A 15,423-nucleotide genomic window follows, 5' to 3' on the forward strand; every position below is an offset into this window, starting at 1 on the left:
GGGGAGTGCAAAGATGAAAAAAGCATTGGCAATCCTGGCCGTCTTGGCGGCCGCTGCCGTCATATACGGACTTCTCTTTTTTCATAATGATGTTACAGACAGATTTAATCCGTTTATTCACCAGCAAGATGTTTATGTACAGATTGATCGAGATGGCAAACATCTTAGCCCGGGCGGTACTGAGTATACATTAGACGGATATAACGCATCCGGGAAAAAAGAAGAAGTGACCTTTTTCGCCGGGAAAGACCTTCGGAAGAACGCGTATTTGAAGGTGAAGGCGAAAGGAAAGTATGTCGAGACCTGGGAAGAAGTCAGATTTGAAGATATGCCGGGCTCCGTACAGTCAAAATTAAAGTGAACATGAAAAGCGGCACAGTGTCATGACTGTGCCGCTTTTTTTATTTTTTATTTTCTTCAGCCCGTTTGATCAGCATGTCGGTGATGATATCCATCTGTTTGCTGACGGCAATCGGGTCATACGGATAGAAGGTGTTGAAATCGTTGATAAAGACACGGTTGTTCTTTACGGCATCGAGATTTTTCCAAACGGATGACTCTTTCAGACGCTCAAATGTTTTGCTTTCTCCATTCGGATTGTAATCGGTAATGAACATATAATCAGCCGCATATTGAGGGATGACCTCTTGGGAAACCTGTTTCATGGCGCCCGTTTTCATGATGTCTTTTTCGATTTTGGCCGGCGCTTTCAATCCGAGCGCGTTATAAACGGCTTGGCCGCCGCGGCCGGAATTGTCATTGAAAATCCAGATTTCGCCTTTATCCGTCGTTTCATAAAGGCCGACTGTCTCGTCTTTGCCGATCACGTTTTTGAGGCGCTTTTGATTCGCTTCGGCTTTTTTGTTGAAGTCTGCCATAAAGCTTTTGGCTTTATCCTTCGCCCCGGCAATGTCGCCGAATAGGCTGACCGTATCTTTCGTATTCTTTGCGGTGTTAAAAGGAATGACAATCGTCGGTGCGATTTTCGATAGTTTTTCGTATTGGTCATCCTTCATCAGCACGATTAAATCAGGCTTCAGCTGCATCACTTTCTCCACATTGACGGGATTGCCGATGTCCGTGGTGTTTTTCAGCTGTTTTTTGATAAACGGATTTTTGAAAGCCCATGAGCCCGCCCCGACGACATTTGCGTCAACGGACAGCAGCTCACCTGCATAAAAGTCAGTGACGATCCGTTTCGGATGTGCGGGTATGTCAATATTTCCTTTTGTTGATTCATATGTACGCATGTCTGTCTTTCCTTTGCCTGATGCCGATCCGTTGTTTTCCTTCGCGCCGCTGCAAGCGCTTAATGCGAAAACAAGCAGAAGTGCCAGGCCGATCAGCCATGATTGTTTCTTCATAATGATCCCCCTATTTCGGTGATAATGATTATCATTATTAATATAGCAGGAAGACGTCATTCCGTCTATGTTTTTTATAGAAAACCTTCCTTGATTATCCATGTTATAGTAGTAAAGGAGGAGGAATGAATGTTGATTACGAAAAGAGGGACTTGGTGGGAAGTGCTGCACAGCTGGTGGCTGCTGCTGACTTTTGCGCCGTTTGCGCTGACCGCTTTCTTGGCCTTTTTCTATATCGGCTACCGGGCCAAGAACAAAAAATGGCTGAAATACGGACTTATCTATTTTATTATTTTAGCAATTGCTTTTGTGCTGCCGAGCACGCCGGGCGTGTATATCGTGCTGCCTTTATGGGTCATCTCCATCATCCACGGGCTGAAAGTGCGGGCGGCTTATTTGATACAGCTTGATGTGTTTAAACAAAACGTCGAAGCAAGAGCGTTTGAAGCGGTAAGGCATGAGGCGGAAGCAAAATTCGGCGGAAAACCCGCTCATCGCATTGATCTGACAAAACAGAGATAAAAACAAATGACAAAGCCGGTATCTCGCGCTTTGTCATTTGCATGACCGGCCTATTGCTGGTATGAGTGCTGCTGAAACGGTGTGTGATGCTGTGTTTGCGGGAATGAAGAAACATTAGCGTTTGCCATCGGTGCAGGCATGTGTCCGCTTACTTCCTGCTGAAGCTGATTGCACACATTCACGATTTGCTGGCATTTCTGAATGGCCGCTTCATGCCCCTGCAGCGCTTGCTGAATGGTATGAACGGCATGCTGTTCATGGTTAAGCATCTGCTGAAGCATTTGAATGTTTTGCTGTTCCTGCTGGAGCATTTGCTTGTACTGCTGACTGCTTTGCTGTGTCTGCTGAATAAGCTGCTGTGCTGTTTGGCGGCATTGCTGCAGCTGATTTCCGCTGTATTGGTTTTGATACATCATGAAGACCTCCTGGAGTGATTGATTTTACACATTTATCATGTGAAAGAATAGGAGAGGCATTCATGCAAGAAAAGGATTCAAATATTTACCTGTTATGTACAGAGCGGAATACAAGGCTCGGGATGGCCTGTCGAGCTTTGTATTCCGGCCCTTTTTCTCAGAAGCCGCCTTCTGTAGCGTGAAAAGGAATATTGAGTCTGTTTTCGACTGCGCGCAGGCGCTGATTCAAACGGTTTAAGCGGCGGGTATGGATTTCAATGGACTGGCTCAGCCGTCTGATCTGCTCATTCATACGCGTGATTTCCCGGTTTTGGCGCTGGTCTTCTTGTGAGAGGCGGGTGAGCTCTCTCGTTTGCTGGGCGTTTTGTCTTTCAAGCTGGGCGACTCTCCGTTCTAAAGCCGTCGGCTGCCGCTCTTCAGACTGAGGGGGCGCATAATAATAGCTTTCCTGCTGCTGATACGGCTCATACTCAACGCGGTTCACTTCGTATTCCTGCTGCTGAGGGAAATAGGCAGGCGGGGTGTAGTACTGATATGGGTTCATTCATCATTCTCCTTATCTAGTGAAGTCTTTATACACTATGTAGTCAATTGCACAGTGCCACGGCATCTGCCTAAGTTACAGGCGTAAAAAAGCTTCAAAGGAAGGTGATCATGTTGCGGAACATACGGATTTTCATCATGACGGTTCTTGTTTTCGGATGCGTCATGATAACAGGCTGCTCGCAAAAGAAAGCAGACGATACCCCTTTTTATTACGGGACATGGGATGCAGGGCTGAAACCGGGCCCGATGGACGGGGTCAGATCTGAAACCGTCACGTTTACGAAAGACAGCGTGCTGACAAAGCAGGTCATTCAAGGCCGCGGCGAGGTTGCCATGCCCTCAGATGTGTACAAGGTGATCTCACAAAACACGGACGGGACGATCGAGATTGAATACCTCGGACATCCGCACCCCGTCAAAAGCACGTTGAAAAGAGGAAAAAACGGTACGCTCATTTGGAAGATATACGGAGAAACAAAAACAATGACAAGAATAAAAACCGGCGGGGAGGATGCACATGAGAAATAAGGCTGCCGACAGACTCGTTTTGACGGGTGTCATCGTACATATCATTCAATGGTTTTCACTGTTATGGTTATTTTTTATGCTTTTTGATCAGTTCGGGCGTTTTACCATTTACAATCCCAATGTCGTCAACAGCAGCATGCAGTCTTTTTCATTCTTTGATATGGTGCGCGCTCTTCTGTTTTCCGGCACGCTGCGGAATACGCTTCTGCTGTTTCTGTTTGCGGCAATGCTCATTTACTTGTGGGTGAACGCTCTGTTTATCCTGCTGGAAATCGTTTCTTATATCATGATCAGGCGGAACAGCCGTTCATTATGGGCATACTTTCCCGCAGCGATGGGAATAAAGCTTGCCCTTCTGGACATAGCGGCCGTCCCTTTCTTTGCGGCGGGGCTGATGCTCTTGAAGCAGAAAACAGACGACGGCGGCGAACAAGCTGACAAGGGGAAAAGACGGCCCCGCATCCGGAGGCAGGCCCGGTATACGAAGAGAAGGCGGAGAAACTTGTCCGTTTGATTTTTCATTGAAACGAAAAAACGATATGATGAAAGCATAAGAAGAAAAGGATACAAAGGAGATGCAGGATGTACAAGTTAATCGCAATAGATATGGACGGAACACTACTAAACGATCATCATGAAGTGACGGCTGAAGTCCGCGGGGCGCTTGATGCCGCCAAAGCGGAAGGGGTCAATATCGTCCTGTGCACGGGCCGGCCGATCGGCGGCGTGCGTCGGTATTTGGAAGAGCTGAACTTACAGGAAGAAGGCGACTTTGTGATTGCCTATAACGGCGCACTCGTCCAAAATACGTATACAAACGGTGTCATGGCCGAGCAGTCATTAGGTTATGAGGATTTGAAGTCGCTTTACGAGCTGAGCTTACAGCTGGATACTCCGATGCATTACTTTGACACAGCCAATCTGTACACGCCGAACCGGGATATCAGTGAATACACGGTATACGAATCATACATTACGAAAGTGCCGCTTCATTTCCGCACGATCGATGAAGTGCCGAAGGATATTCTGATTCCGAAAGTCATGTTCATTGACGATCCGGACAAGCTGGAGAAAGCGATCGCTTCCATTCCGGAATCATTCAAAGAAACATACACAATGGTCAAAAGTGCGCCATTCTTCCATGAGATTCTTCACCCGAAAGTCAGTAAAGGAAACGCGGTTAAGCTGCTGGCCGAAAAACTCGGCATTGAACAGAAAGACGTCATGGCAATCGGCGATAACGGCAACGACATGTCCATGATTCAGTGGGCCGGCTGCGGTGTGGCAATGGCCAATGCCATCCCGGAAGTAAGGGAGATTGCCGATTTTGAAACGAAATCAAATAACGAACACGGCGTGGCGCATGCGATTCAGGAGCTTGTGCTGAAAAAATAGGCACCCCATCAGAGGGTGCTTTTTTACCGCGTATTTTGGTGATATGATAAGCGGAGAGGGGAGGCGCGACATGGATCGTGAAAAACAGCAGCTCAGCATAGAAGCGGCAAAACTATATTATCAATCAGATTACAGCCAGCAGCAGATCGCCGAACGGCTTAATCTGTCACGCCCCACCGTTTCAAGGCTGCTTCAGTACGCAAAGGAAAAAGGGTATGTGCAAATTCGCGTCATGGACCCATTTGAGGATCTGGACGAACTCGGCGCGAAGCTGGAAGAAAAATACGGGCTGCTTGAGGCGCACGTCGTCTTTTCTCCAAGCGACGATTACCAGGCCATTACACATTACTTAAGCCGCTATGGCGCAGACTATATGCATAAAACCGTAAAGGACGGCGATATACTCGGCGTAAGCTGGGGGACGACGATGTACCAGATCGCAAGCCGCATGGAGCCGAAGCAGGTAAAGAGCGTTGAAGTTGTGCAGCTGAAAGGCGGCATCAGTCATTCCAATGTCAATACGTATTCGTCAGAAACGATTCAGCTGTTCGCCGAAGCATTTCAGACGATGCCGAGGTATTTGCCGCTGCCGGTTATATTTGACAGCGCCGATGTGAAACAGATGGTCGAGCGGGACAGACATATTAAGCGGATCATTGAAATGGGCAGACAAGCCAATATCGCCCTGTTTACGGTCGGAACCGTCCGGGATGAGGCGCTGCTTTTCAGACTCGGCTATTTCCGGGAAGAAGAGAAACAATTGCTGAAAGCGCACGGGGTCGGGGATATTTGTTCGCGCTTTTTTGACGCGGAAGGCAGGATTTGCAGCAGCAGCATTAACGGCCGGACGATCGGAGTCGAGCTCAGCGACTTGAAAATGAAAGAGCGTTCGATTCTGGTGGCGGGCGGCAGCAGAAAATGCAAGGCCATTCACGGTGCCCTCAAAGGAAAGTACGCCAACGTTTTGATTACCGATCAGCATACGGCCAAAAAACTCATTCAAGAATTGTGACAATTCATGAACATAATTTCAATTACCAATTTACATATGTTCAAAATTCGGTTATTCTAAACGTATCCTAGGAAAAAGGAAGTGCATACAATGTCAATTGCAAGTCAAATAGACCATACTGCTTTGAAACCGCATACACAAAAAGCAGATATTTTACAACTGATAAAAGAAGCAAAAGAATATAAATTCGCTTCCGTTTGTGTAAACCCGACTTGGGTCAAACTCGCAGCGGAGGAACTGAAGGGCACGGGAGTTGACGTTTGTACCGTTATCGGATTTCCTCTCGGCGCAACGACATCGGAAACAAAAGCATTTGAAACGAAGGATGCCATCTCAAAAGGAGCCACTGAGGTTGACATGGTCATCAATATCGGCGCATTAAAAGACGGCGATGATGAAGCGGTTGAAGCTGATATCCGCGCAGTAGTTGAAGCAGCTGATAAAAAAGCGCTCGTCAAAGTGATCATCGAAACATGCCTTTTGACAGATGAAGAAAAAGAGCGCGCGTGCCGCTTAGCGGTATCAGCAGGCGCCGATTTCGTCAAAACGTCTACCGGTTTTTCTACAGGCGGGGCAACGGCTGAAGATATCGCTCTTATGAGAAAAACAGTCGGACCGGACATCGGGGTCAAAGCATCAGGCGGCATCAGAACAAAAGCTGATGTTGACAGCATGATCGCTGCGGGCGCGAGCCGGATCGGCGCAAGTGCGGGCGTCTCTATTGTGAGCGGCGGAGACAGCGGCAGCAGCGACTATTAATCAGCAGTGCGGAAGCTGAAAGCTTCCGCCATCCTCTTTCTTTGTTGATGCATAAAAAATTGTAAGCGAATACAAATAAAAGGAGAACACATATGAAGTATCTCATCGGAATTATCGGAATCATTGTGTTTTTAGGTCTTGCCTGGCTTGCCAGCAACGGCAAAAAAAGAATCAGAATCCGGCCGATCGCCGTCATGCTCGTGCTGCAGCTGATTCTCGGTTATATTCTCCTCAACACCGGTATCGGGAATTTTCTTGTCGGCGGTTTTGCAAAAGGATTTAACTACTTGCTGGAATATGCATCAGAAGGGATTAACTTTGTATTCGGCGGGCTTGTGAATGCGAAACAGACGACGTTCTTCATGAGCGTGCTTCTGCCGATCGTCTTTATATCCGCTTTAATCGGAATTCTGCAGCATTGGAAGGTCCTTCCCTTCATCACGAAGTATATCGGTCTTGCGTTAAGCAAGGTGAACGGAATGGGGAAAATCGAATCTTACAACGCTGTTGCATCCGCGATTTTAGGGCAATCAGAAGTCTTTATCAGTTTGAAAAAACAGCTCGGTTATCTTACTGAACAGCGCTTATATACGCTTTGCGCGTCCGCAATGTCGACGGTCTCAATGTCGATCGTCGGTTCTTACATGATGATGTTGAAGCCTGAATACGTCGTGACAGCGCTTGTGCTGAACTTATTCGGCGGATTTATCATCGCTTCTATCATCAACCCGTACACCGTCAGCAAAGAAGAGGATTTGATCGTCGTTCCTGAAGAAGAAAAGCAATCCTTTTTTGAAGTGCTCGGTGAGTATATAATGGATGGATTCAGAGTCGCCGTCGTCGTAGCGGCGATGCTGATCGGATTTGTCGCACTCATTGCCCTGGTCAACGGCGTTTTTAACGCGGTCTTCGGCATTACATTCCAGGCGCTGCTCGGATATGTATTCGCGCCGTTTGCGTTTTTAACCGGTATTCCGTGGAATGAAGCGGTGAGCGCCGGAAGCATTATGGCGACGAAAATGGTATCGAATGAATTTGTGGCGATGCAGACACTCTCATCCGGCGATTTCCATTTCAGTGCGCATACACAGGCAGTGGTATCTGTATTCCTTGTCTCATTCGCGAATTTCTCCTCTATCGGAATCATTACCGGTGCGGTGAAAGGGCTGCATGAAAAACAAGGAAACGTCGTCGCGCGGTTCGGGCTGAAGCTGCTGTACGGCGCAACACTCGTCAGCTTCTTGACAGCGGCGATCGTCGGATTGATTCACTGAACATAAATGAAGGACAGGTGATAGATCATGAGAATGGTAGATCTTATTGTAAAAAAACAAAATGGAAAAGAACTGACAACAGAAGAAATTCAATTTTTCGTAAAAGGATACACGGACGGAAGCATCCCTGATTATCAGGCAAGCGCACTGGCTATGGCGATTTACTTTCAGGATATGACAGATCAGGAGCGCGCCGATCTGACAATGGCGATGGTGAATTCAGGGGAAACGATTGATCTCTCCGCCATTGAAGGCATTAAGGTCGACAAGCACTCTACGGGCGGGGTCGGCGACACGACAACTCTCGTACTCGCACCGCTCGTCGCGGCGCTCGGCGTTCCCGTCGCTAAAATGTCCGGCCGCGGTCTTGGCCATACGGGGGGTACCATTGATAAGCTGGAAGCGATCGAAGGCTTCCATGTGGAATTGTCAAAAGATGAATTCATCAAGCTTGTGAACCGCGACAAGGTAGCGGTCATCGGACAAAGCGGCAATTTGACGCCTGCCGATAAAAAGCTGTATGCGCTGCGTGATGTAACGGGTACGGTGAACTCCATCCCGCTGATCGCAAGCTCAATTATGAGTAAAAAAATCGCCGCCGGAGCAGATGCCATCGTGCTTGACGTCAAAACGGGAGCCGGCGCGTTTATGAAAACGGATGAAGACGCCGTGAACCTCGCCAAAGCAATGGTCCGCATCGGAAACAACGTCGGCCGCCAGACGATGGCCGTGATTTCTGACATGTCGCAGCCGCTCGGTTTTGCGATCGGGAATGCCCTGGAAGTACAAGAAGCCATTGATACGTTAAGAGGGGAAGGGCCTGAAGACTTAAACGAACTCGTCCTCACGCTCGGCAGCCAAATGGTCGTATTGGCGAAAAAAGCTGAGACATTGGAAGAAGCGAGAACGAAGCTTCAGGAAGTCATGAAAAACGGCAAAGCGCTTGAAAAGTTCAAAGAGTTCCTGAGCAATCAGGGAGGAGACGCTTCTGTTGTTGACGATCCGTCCAAACTTCCGCAGGCGGCGTACAAAATTGACGTTCCGGCGAAAGAAGCGGGTGTCGTTTCAGAAATCGTCGCTGACGAAATCGGCGTCGCAGCGATGCTGTTGGGCGCGGGACGTGCGACAAAAGAGGACGAAATCGATCTTGCCGTCGGCATTATGCTCCGCAAAAAAGTCGGTGACAACGTCGAAAAAGGCGAGCCGCTCGTCACCCTTTACGCCAACCGCGAAAACGTTGAAGACGTGACCGCCAAAGTCTATGACAACATCCGCATCTCAGAAAAAGCGGAAGCGCCGAAACTGATTCATACGCTGATTACGGAATAAATTAAAAATATAAACCTAAGGGCTGCTAAGGTAATAATATCAACCATAGCAGCCCTATTTTTTGCGATGAAAAAATAGAAGAATAATTTTTATGTATTCAAGTCATACCAATTTAATCAAGTTTATAAGTGGCTTCGCAAGAATCGTGCCTTTGAATACTATAGAAGCAGAAGTGTCCGTCCCTTATTTTCTTAATAACACTTCACTTTAGTTTCTTGAAAGAATGAAGCTATGCTTTAAAGCAATGTAATTATATTTGATAGCAACAAAACTCAAGTTGAAAAAATACGGGAACTAAACTATGGACTTAGTCAGTAGAAATAAAAGTAATAGAAGAATATCGCAACCGGAACAAGATTATCATAACCCTCTTGTGGTAATTGATTAGATGGTCAATTTTAGATGTTAAGAAGAAATAAAAGGCTAATAGCAAAACTATGAATATACTATATAAATAACGCTGATTTATCCATATACTATACTTAATTACGACCTAAGAAAGAACTTTTTACCCATATATCATTGACCGATGTAATAATTGTAGGTATAATATCGCTTGTGATCATTTTCCATGATTACCAGACTCAGTGTTTTATTGCTATTATTGAGAGGAGGATTTAAATGAAACACTTGAATTTTAAAGAAATTGATTCTTTAGAATTGAATAATGGCTGGCATATGGCTGCTGGTTTTGTTGTAGGGGCTGGTGGTGCTCTATTACTGGGTGCGGCACTTACATAAAATTTTAATAAAAGGAGTGTCAAATATATGATTAAATTTAAAGAAATACAGCATGAGCAGTTGAATTCTGGGTTCTGGACGGGAGTAGCTGTAGGTACTCTTGTTACAGGAGCAGGAATAATAGTATTAACATGATAACTGCAGAAAAATTACCTATATTTGCAGCTTTATTAGGGCTAATAGTTTTTGGAATCTTGTCTATATTGAAGACGAACTCATTAATAATTACTGCTTCCCTAGCTATTTGTATGGTTCTTGTAGCAGGATATTTAGTGAGTATCGTTTTTCGACACAATAAAGAAAGGGGACGTTAATTTTGATGCAATTTAAAGAAATTAAACTAGAAGAACTGAACTCAAATGCTTGGTCCCCTGGTGGAGTATTATGGAGTGCAGCGGTGGTAACTGCTGCTGTTGGAGCAGGCATAGTAATCACTTGATTTTTATAAAACATATTTTAAATAACTGGAGGTGTATTTTATGAAAAACTTGGTTTTTAAAGAGGTAAATCTTGACGAACTTAATTCTGGTGGAACTGACTTCTGGACTGGTGTAGGAATTGGTGCTGGATTCGTTGGTGCTGCAGCCGGAGTAGCAGCAATCCTTACTTAATACTTAATTTTAGTACGTGAATTAGAGGAAAATGATTTATTAATTATAAATTAACAATAAAACACTGAGTCAAAACATATATAAGAGAGGCGCTAGATCATTGATTGGATTAGCATACATTTGTGAGGAAAAAGGTATAATTTATAATGTCACTAATGCATCAGTTAGTGATTTAATTGAGGATATTTACAGCGAGGAAATCATATTGGACGATTTTAATTTCCACGAAAATTCCTTCCAAGACTACGTTGATTATCTTGAATTTCAAGAATATTCATCTTTTGTTTTTGTAACTGCTAATAAAAGTCCCCGGATTATTCAAATTATAGAGTTCATTAAAGAGTTTTTACCAGATATAACTTTCCACGTAATAGACAAAAATGTTGGGCATATATATGGCCCGGAAACAATTAATGGTCAATCAATAACAATAAAATCATTAGTTGAGAATTGTCAGTTATATAAACAAGAAACTGAATTAGCAATGAGAAATGGTTTAATGGCACTATTTACTGGTTTATATCCAGATAATATACGTAATAATTTAATTAAGCATATCTTTATTGAATCAGAAGAGTTGCTTTATAATATAGAACAAGATGTTATTCTTAACTGTGCTTTGAATTGCGGTATTTATATTAAAAATAACCAATTTAATAAGTTTGAAAAATCAATTCCGCTTATTATAATACCAAACCAATATCATGATAAATCTATCCTGAATAATTTTACTGAATTTGATGAAAAGAAACTATATAAATTGCAAGTTGATTTTTTGAACTCAGGGAAATGTTATTTTGAGGAAGATATTAAGGGCGTTTTCGATTATGCTTCTATAGTGGGCTTAGAGAAAAATAATCGATTATTTTATTATAAGGACGGAATTTATCAAGATTTTCTTAAAAGAAAGAAAATATCAAATGACTTAAATGTATCTTTCTTTACAATCGTATTGAATATAAATAAAATAGAAAAATCACAATTATTTGAGGATTTAAAATTAAAAAACATAAAAAGAATTTATCCTGTAATACTTAACTTATATGCTTTAAATTCTGGCTCTGAAATTAACTTTGTAACTCCTTATAATAAGAGCTTTTATAATGTAGTACAAGATTCAGTAAATATAAATTGGATAGGTTTTTATATTGAAGATAAAGCTTTTGCATATAGTCTTAAATCAAACAGGTTGTTTGAGACAAACATGTTATTTTTGAAAATACTTGACGCTGATTATAAAGGCTTGCTGGACAACTTTATCGCAGAATTTGAGGGTGATAGTGAAGCCGTACTAAGAGAGTATAAGGAGGTAACCAATAATGGTTAATTCCTATTTTTTTGGATCTTTTGAGAATAAAAGAAAAAAAACCAGTTGCGAAATAATTTCAAATATATATGCAGATAAAGATTTCGCTGAATTTTATCATATGTCTATGGGGAACGCTACTGATATTGAGTTCTATCAAGAGCATTTCAATAAAAATGATAAAATTTTAGAAATTGGAACAGGGGATGGCCGAGTTTTCACCCCTTTGGCCACACGTGGTTTTGACATTTATGGAATTGAACCTGAAGAAGAAATGATCAAGTACATCCCTTCTGTATATCAACAAAAAGTAAAAACTGTCGGGATTGAAGAAATTTCTCAAGTAAATTGGCCGCAATTATTTTCTGTCATAATGATACCGGCTACCACTGTGTCTTTATTTAAGAAAGAAATTTTTATGGATTTTTTATCAGATGCTAAAAAGTTATTGGCTTCAAAAGGGAGAATTATATTTGACTTCGTTTCCCCTAACCATCTTGTAGAACAAAACAAAAAAGTAAACATGTACAAATTAAATGGTGCAACATATTTTTACGGAAATATGTTGCACGGTGACCATTTCATTTTAAATATATATTTTAAAAAAGGGAATATAGAAAAGTTAGGTTATAGCATAAAAAATGTTTATTCTCTTGAAATGCTTGAATCCTGCGGAAAAATGTTCGGTTATGATGTAAGAGTTTTAGCTGAAAAATCTGGTTGTTTATTTGTGGAGATGATTTTAGATGAATAATAGAAGCTATGCTGTTCCAATGGGGAATATATCACAAGATACTTTATATAATATAGAAGTTAAAAGAGCTGAGGATTCCTATTTATATGATATTAATAATAAACGTTACATAGACCTTAGAAGTGGGTTGTGGAATGTTTCATTAGGTTACAATAAAAAACTAAATAAAAATATTACCGAAAAGATGAGTGAATTATTAGAGCTAGGAATACCTTACTTAGATATCCATTCTTATACACATCCTCTTTATGAACAGTACTCATCAGAACTGCTTGATTTTGTGAATGAAGATAATGATGACTACAAAAAAGTAATATATACAAACAGCGGCTCTGAAGGGACAGAAGCCGCTCTTAAGATAGTGCGGCAGATTTCAAATCAACATAAAAAGGTCCTGGCTTTTAACAAAGGATATCATGGAACTTTTTTTGGGGGAATGTCTGTTAGTGGATTAGATCAAGATTTAACAAAAGTTTATTCACCTTTACTTTATAATATACAGTACGTGGATGTTCCAGAAAATATGGAACAGGAAGAGAAGATAATAGAGTATATTGAAAAGAATCATAAAGAGTTTAGCGCTTTCTTCTTAGAGCCTATTCTTGGTTCCGCGGGAACAGTAGTATTTAGCGAAGACTTCATAAAAAAATTAATAAGTGTGTTAAAATTTCACGAAATCTTAGTTGTCTTTGACGAAGTAGCAACAGGCTTCCTTAGAACAGGGCACCGATTCTTTCTAAGTACACTAGAGATGAAACCAGATATTGTGATTCTAAGTAAAGGGATAAATAATGGCACACTACCATTTGGGGCAGTAATTCTTAATGGTGAGGTATGCGATAAATTGTTACATAGTCACGTTGAGCATTTTTCTACCCAAAACGGAAACTTATTAGGCATAACCTCTGCATTTTGTACATTAAATTATATAAAAGAGAAGGAAAAAGAAATTAGAAGTAATATAAAGGAAATAGAATCAGATTATAAACAATATGCCCAAGAGTATAAAATGAATATAAGAGGTCAAGGGCTAATGCTATCTATACCAATAAACAACTGGCATAAGACCAGATCTATCACGCTGAATTTAAGAAATTCTGGACTTTTAGTTTACTACTACTGCAATCATGAAAGCGACAATGGCTTGACGTTGCTTCCTTCTCTTTTAGTAGATAAACAGCTGTTTATGAAATCTTTGAATATTATTGCAAGGAAGGTTGCTTTATATTGATTACTCCAAAACGATTCTTTGCAGGAAAGCATGAACTAGAGTACTGTGTAGATAATGAAAATTATTATATTTTTAACCCGAAAAATGAACGTATGTTACAGGCTAATGAAGCAACACTTCAATATTTACAAACATATTCAGAAACCACAGAAAAAGTGAAAGAGATTGAAAACTTTTTGCGTGGGAAAAGAAGGAATAGTTTTAACAGTTTTAAATTTTTGAATCTCAAAATACATATTAAAGATAATAATATTTTATTTCGATTGAGCGGCAATAAGTATGTCCAAACATTGTTTTGGCTATGTATTATAACCTTTTTTTTAACTCAACCTTTTATTTTCAAGGAAGGTTTTTCTAATTTGACGAATATTGAGGAATCTTTTAAATGGTATGACTTGATTTTTATATACATTGCACAGCTGATTATTATTGCTCTACATGAACTGGGACATTTTGTAGTGTATAAAAAATATGTGAATACCTCTACAATGCGCTTCGGAATAATGTTAAGGTACTTTTTTATGCTAGCTTTTTATACAAATGTTAACTATTTAAGAAATTTACCTCGGAAATCAAAACTTAAAATCGTTATTGCAGGAATAATGGTACAAGCAATAATTGGTGGCATAATAGGCGCATTCCTTCTTTTTTATCCAGCGCAGGAACTTTATTATATATATATAATCAATATATTTATTATGCTTGTAAACATTGTTCCTTTCTTAAGATTGGATGGTTATTGGTTATTCAATATTATTATAAATTCTGAGGATTATATGCAAAGCTTTAAATTGTTCATTACTAAAAGAAGAAAGATTAGACCAATTGAATGTATATTTGGTGCTATTAACATTATTCTAATTATGTTAGTAGTCTTAAATGGCATATTTGTTATTATGAGATATTTAAGGAGTCTTTAGAATGAAAAATCTCTTAATTACAGGTGCAAATGGATACATTGGAAAAGGGCTTGTAAATATGTTAAATGAAACATACAATATAATTGGCATTGATAAGAATACAATTAATATACCCAACTATGTTAATGCTCAATGTTTAGATATGACAAAAGAGAATGATGTCAATTATTTGTATGATTATTTATTAAGTGCAGGATTTCAATTAGACGGTATTGTTCATGCAGCAGGCGTCAATACAATGAGTAACTTTTATGATATTCAAGAAAAGCAGTGGGATACTACATTTGATGTAAACGTAAAAGCGTTTCATTTTATGTTAAAAATCTTATATCCAATTTTCTCTGAGAAAATGAGCATTGTAACTGTTGCCTCTCAAAATGGAGTAGTTGCCCATGAAGATAGGATAGCTTATGGTCCATCTAAAGCAGCACTTATCCAACTTGTTAAAAATTTAAGTATAGATTTTCTAAAAGATAAGTCTAAGGATATTAAAATTAACAGTGTTTCACCTTCGTATGTAATCAACGATAGCAATGAAGCATTTTTTGATACAGTACAAGGGAAAAAATTAATTAAAAAAATCCCTTATAACAAGCTAGTTGGTATAAATGATGTTTGTAATGCTATAGAATTTTTACTCTCTGATAAAAGTGAAGCTATTAGAGGTCAGAACATAATAATAGATTACGGATACACAATTGTTTAAAATGGAGGA

The 15,423-nt window shown here is 40.9% G+C and carries 19 protein-coding genes; 16 read left to right on the forward strand and 3 right to left on the reverse strand.

The genetic code is table 11. The features are described from left to right. Nucleotides 1–13: 13 nt before the first annotated feature. Nucleotides 14–361: a YxeA family protein gene (locus tag K3G25_RS11130; protein ID WP_004393256.1), complete on the forward strand. Its 348-nt coding sequence runs from the start codon at nucleotides 14–16 to the stop codon at nucleotides 359–361. A gap of 40 nt (nucleotides 362–401) precedes the next feature. Here K3G25_RS11130 and K3G25_RS11135 read toward each other — a convergent pair whose 3' ends face one another. Continuing rightward, a complete protein-coding gene (locus tag K3G25_RS11135) occupies nucleotides 402–1,364 on the reverse strand; it encodes an iron-hydroxamate ABC transporter substrate-binding protein (protein ID WP_022554000.1) in 963 nt (320 codons plus the stop codon). Between the two features lie 129 nt (nucleotides 1,365–1,493). On the opposite strand from K3G25_RS11135, the gene K3G25_RS11140 reads away from it, so the two are divergent. Continuing rightward, a complete protein-coding gene (locus K3G25_RS11140) occupies nucleotides 1,494–1,886 on the forward strand; it encodes a hypothetical protein (RefSeq protein ID WP_007407824.1) in 393 nt (130 codons plus the stop codon). Between the two features lie 50 nt (nucleotides 1,887–1,936). Here K3G25_RS11140 and K3G25_RS11145 read toward each other — a convergent pair whose 3' ends face one another. After that, on the reverse strand, nucleotides 1,937–2,299 hold the full coding sequence (locus tag K3G25_RS11145) for a hypothetical protein (RefSeq protein WP_007407823.1): 363 nt from the start codon (nucleotides 2,297–2,299) through the stop codon (nucleotides 1,937–1,939). 160 nt (nucleotides 2,300–2,459) lie between these two features. Beyond that, nucleotides 2,460–2,846, reverse strand: coding sequence for a hypothetical protein (locus K3G25_RS11150; protein WP_014419276.1), 387 nt, complete (start codon nucleotides 2,844–2,846; stop codon nucleotides 2,460–2,462). Nucleotides 2,847–2,956: 110 nt separating this feature from the next. On the opposite strand from K3G25_RS11150, the gene K3G25_RS11155 reads away from it, so the two are divergent. The 14 genes from K3G25_RS11155 (at nucleotide 2,957) to K3G25_RS11210 (ending at nucleotide 15,414) form a co-directional block, all read left to right on the forward strand. Beyond that, nucleotides 2,957–3,376: a lipocalin family protein gene (locus K3G25_RS11155; RefSeq protein WP_007407821.1), complete on the forward strand. Its 420-nt coding sequence runs from the start codon at nucleotides 2,957–2,959 to the stop codon at nucleotides 3,374–3,376. After that, nucleotides 3,366–3,890, forward strand: a complete 525-nt coding sequence (locus K3G25_RS11160; protein WP_232489303.1) for a hypothetical protein — start codon at nucleotides 3,366–3,368, stop codon at nucleotides 3,888–3,890. Before K3G25_RS11155 ends, K3G25_RS11160 begins: the two co-directional genes overlap by 11 nt. 68 nt (nucleotides 3,891–3,958) lie before the next feature. After that, nucleotides 3,959–4,771 (forward strand): sugar-phosphatase, encoded by an 813-nt coding sequence (yidA, locus tag K3G25_RS11165; RefSeq protein ID WP_232489304.1) that lies wholly within the window; start codon nucleotides 3,959–3,961, stop codon nucleotides 4,769–4,771. Nucleotides 4,772–4,841: 70 nt separating this feature from the next. Further along, complete coding sequence (locus K3G25_RS11170; RefSeq protein WP_014419273.1) at nucleotides 4,842–5,783, forward strand: DNA-binding transcriptional repressor DeoR; 942 nt, start codon at nucleotides 4,842–4,844, stop codon at nucleotides 5,781–5,783. A gap of 90 nt (nucleotides 5,784–5,873) precedes the next feature. Continuing rightward, the gene (gene deoC / locus K3G25_RS11175) at nucleotides 5,874–6,542 is read left to right on the forward strand and encodes a deoxyribose-phosphate aldolase (RefSeq protein ID WP_004393277.1); all 669 of its coding nucleotides are present in this window, start codon (nucleotides 5,874–5,876) and stop codon (nucleotides 6,540–6,542) included. Between the two features lie 92 nt (nucleotides 6,543–6,634). Continuing rightward, nucleotides 6,635–7,816 carry a NupC/NupG family nucleoside CNT transporter gene (locus K3G25_RS11180; protein ID WP_004393280.1) on the forward strand — a complete coding sequence of 394 codons (1,182 nt, stop codon included), beginning with the start codon at nucleotides 6,635–6,637 and terminating at the stop codon, nucleotides 7,814–7,816. Between the two features lie 27 nt (nucleotides 7,817–7,843). Then, nucleotides 7,844–9,145 carry a pyrimidine-nucleoside phosphorylase gene (locus K3G25_RS11185; RefSeq protein WP_007407816.1) on the forward strand — a complete coding sequence of 434 codons (1,302 nt, stop codon included), beginning with the start codon at nucleotides 7,844–7,846 and terminating at the stop codon, nucleotides 9,143–9,145. Between the two features lie 1,057 nt (nucleotides 9,146–10,202). Beyond that, nucleotides 10,203–10,325, forward strand: coding sequence for a hypothetical protein (locus K3G25_RS20745; protein ID WP_260564672.1), 123 nt, complete (start codon nucleotides 10,203–10,205; stop codon nucleotides 10,323–10,325). Between the two features lie 40 nt (nucleotides 10,326–10,365). Then, nucleotides 10,366–10,497 (forward strand): hypothetical protein, encoded by a 132-nt coding sequence (locus K3G25_RS20750; RefSeq protein ID WP_260564674.1) that lies wholly within the window; start codon nucleotides 10,366–10,368, stop codon nucleotides 10,495–10,497. 100 nt (nucleotides 10,498–10,597) lie between these two features. After that, a complete protein-coding gene (locus K3G25_RS11190) occupies nucleotides 10,598–11,824 on the forward strand; it encodes a hypothetical protein (protein WP_099721995.1) in 1,227 nt (408 codons plus the stop codon). Further along, nucleotides 11,817–12,557, forward strand: a complete 741-nt coding sequence (locus K3G25_RS11195) for a class I SAM-dependent methyltransferase (RefSeq protein ID WP_099721994.1) — start codon at nucleotides 11,817–11,819, stop codon at nucleotides 12,555–12,557. Before K3G25_RS11190 ends, K3G25_RS11195 begins: the two co-directional genes overlap by 8 nt. Beyond that, nucleotides 12,550–13,788 carry an aminotransferase class III-fold pyridoxal phosphate-dependent enzyme gene (locus K3G25_RS11200; protein WP_099721993.1) on the forward strand — a complete coding sequence of 413 codons (1,239 nt, stop codon included), beginning with the start codon at nucleotides 12,550–12,552 and terminating at the stop codon, nucleotides 13,786–13,788. The genes K3G25_RS11195 and K3G25_RS11200 overlap by 8 nt, the downstream gene beginning before the upstream one ends. After that, the gene (locus K3G25_RS11205; RefSeq protein WP_099721992.1) at nucleotides 13,785–14,708 is read left to right on the forward strand and encodes a zinc metalloprotease; all 924 of its coding nucleotides are present in this window, start codon (nucleotides 13,785–13,787) and stop codon (nucleotides 14,706–14,708) included. The genes K3G25_RS11200 and K3G25_RS11205 overlap by 4 nt, the downstream gene beginning before the upstream one ends. Nucleotide 14,709: 1 nt before the next feature. Continuing rightward, nucleotides 14,710–15,414: an SDR family oxidoreductase gene (locus K3G25_RS11210; RefSeq protein WP_099721991.1), complete on the forward strand. Its 705-nt coding sequence runs from the start codon at nucleotides 14,710–14,712 to the stop codon at nucleotides 15,412–15,414. The last annotated feature ends 9 nt before the right edge of the window (nucleotides 15,415–15,423 follow it).

The sequence above is a fragment of the Bacillus sp. FCW2 genome (assembly GCF_021228595.1).
Classification (GTDB): domain Bacteria; phylum Bacillota; class Bacilli; order Bacillales; family Bacillaceae; genus Bacillus; species Bacillus velezensis.

Excerpts from the sequence above, each read along its gene's own strand:
- K3G25_RS11200 (WP_099721993.1), top strand. The coding sequence starts at position 12,550 with ATGAATAATAGAAGCTATGCTGTTCCAATGGGGAATATATCACAAGAT.
- K3G25_RS11185 (WP_007407816.1), top strand. The coding sequence starts at position 7,844 with ATGAGAATGGTAGATCTTATTGTAAAAAAACAAAATGGAAAAGAACTG.
- K3G25_RS11145 (WP_007407823.1), bottom strand. The coding sequence starts at position 2,299 with ATGTATCAAAACCAATACAGCGGAAATCAGCTGCAGCAATGCCGCCAA.
- yidA (WP_232489304.1), top strand. The coding sequence starts at position 3,959 with ATGTACAAGTTAATCGCAATAGATATGGACGGAACACTACTAAACGAT.
- K3G25_RS11130 (WP_004393256.1), top strand. The coding sequence starts at position 14 with ATGAAAAAAGCATTGGCAATCCTGGCCGTCTTGGCGGCCGCTGCCGTC.
- deoC (WP_004393277.1), top strand. The coding sequence starts at position 5,874 with ATGTCAATTGCAAGTCAAATAGACCATACTGCTTTGAAACCGCATACA.
- K3G25_RS11180 (WP_004393280.1), top strand. The coding sequence starts at position 6,635 with ATGAAGTATCTCATCGGAATTATCGGAATCATTGTGTTTTTAGGTCTT.
- K3G25_RS11135 (WP_022554000.1), bottom strand. The coding sequence starts at position 1,364 with ATGAAGAAACAATCATGGCTGATCGGCCTGGCACTTCTGCTTGTTTTC.
- K3G25_RS20750 (WP_260564674.1), top strand. The coding sequence starts at position 10,366 with ATGAAAAACTTGGTTTTTAAAGAGGTAAATCTTGACGAACTTAATTCT.
- K3G25_RS11210 (WP_099721991.1), top strand. The coding sequence starts at position 14,710 with ATGAAAAATCTCTTAATTACAGGTGCAAATGGATACATTGGAAAAGGG.
- K3G25_RS11150 (WP_014419276.1), bottom strand. The coding sequence starts at position 2,846 with ATGAACCCATATCAGTACTACACCCCGCCTGCCTATTTCCCTCAGCAG.
- K3G25_RS11195 (WP_099721994.1), top strand. The coding sequence starts at position 11,817 with ATGGTTAATTCCTATTTTTTTGGATCTTTTGAGAATAAAAGAAAAAAA.
- K3G25_RS11140 (WP_007407824.1), top strand. The coding sequence starts at position 1,494 with ATGTTGATTACGAAAAGAGGGACTTGGTGGGAAGTGCTGCACAGCTGG.
- K3G25_RS11155 (WP_007407821.1), top strand. The coding sequence starts at position 2,957 with ATGTTGCGGAACATACGGATTTTCATCATGACGGTTCTTGTTTTCGGA.
- K3G25_RS11160 (WP_232489303.1), top strand. The coding sequence starts at position 3,366 with ATGAGAAATAAGGCTGCCGACAGACTCGTTTTGACGGGTGTCATCGTA.
- K3G25_RS11170 (WP_014419273.1), top strand. The coding sequence starts at position 4,842 with ATGGATCGTGAAAAACAGCAGCTCAGCATAGAAGCGGCAAAACTATAT.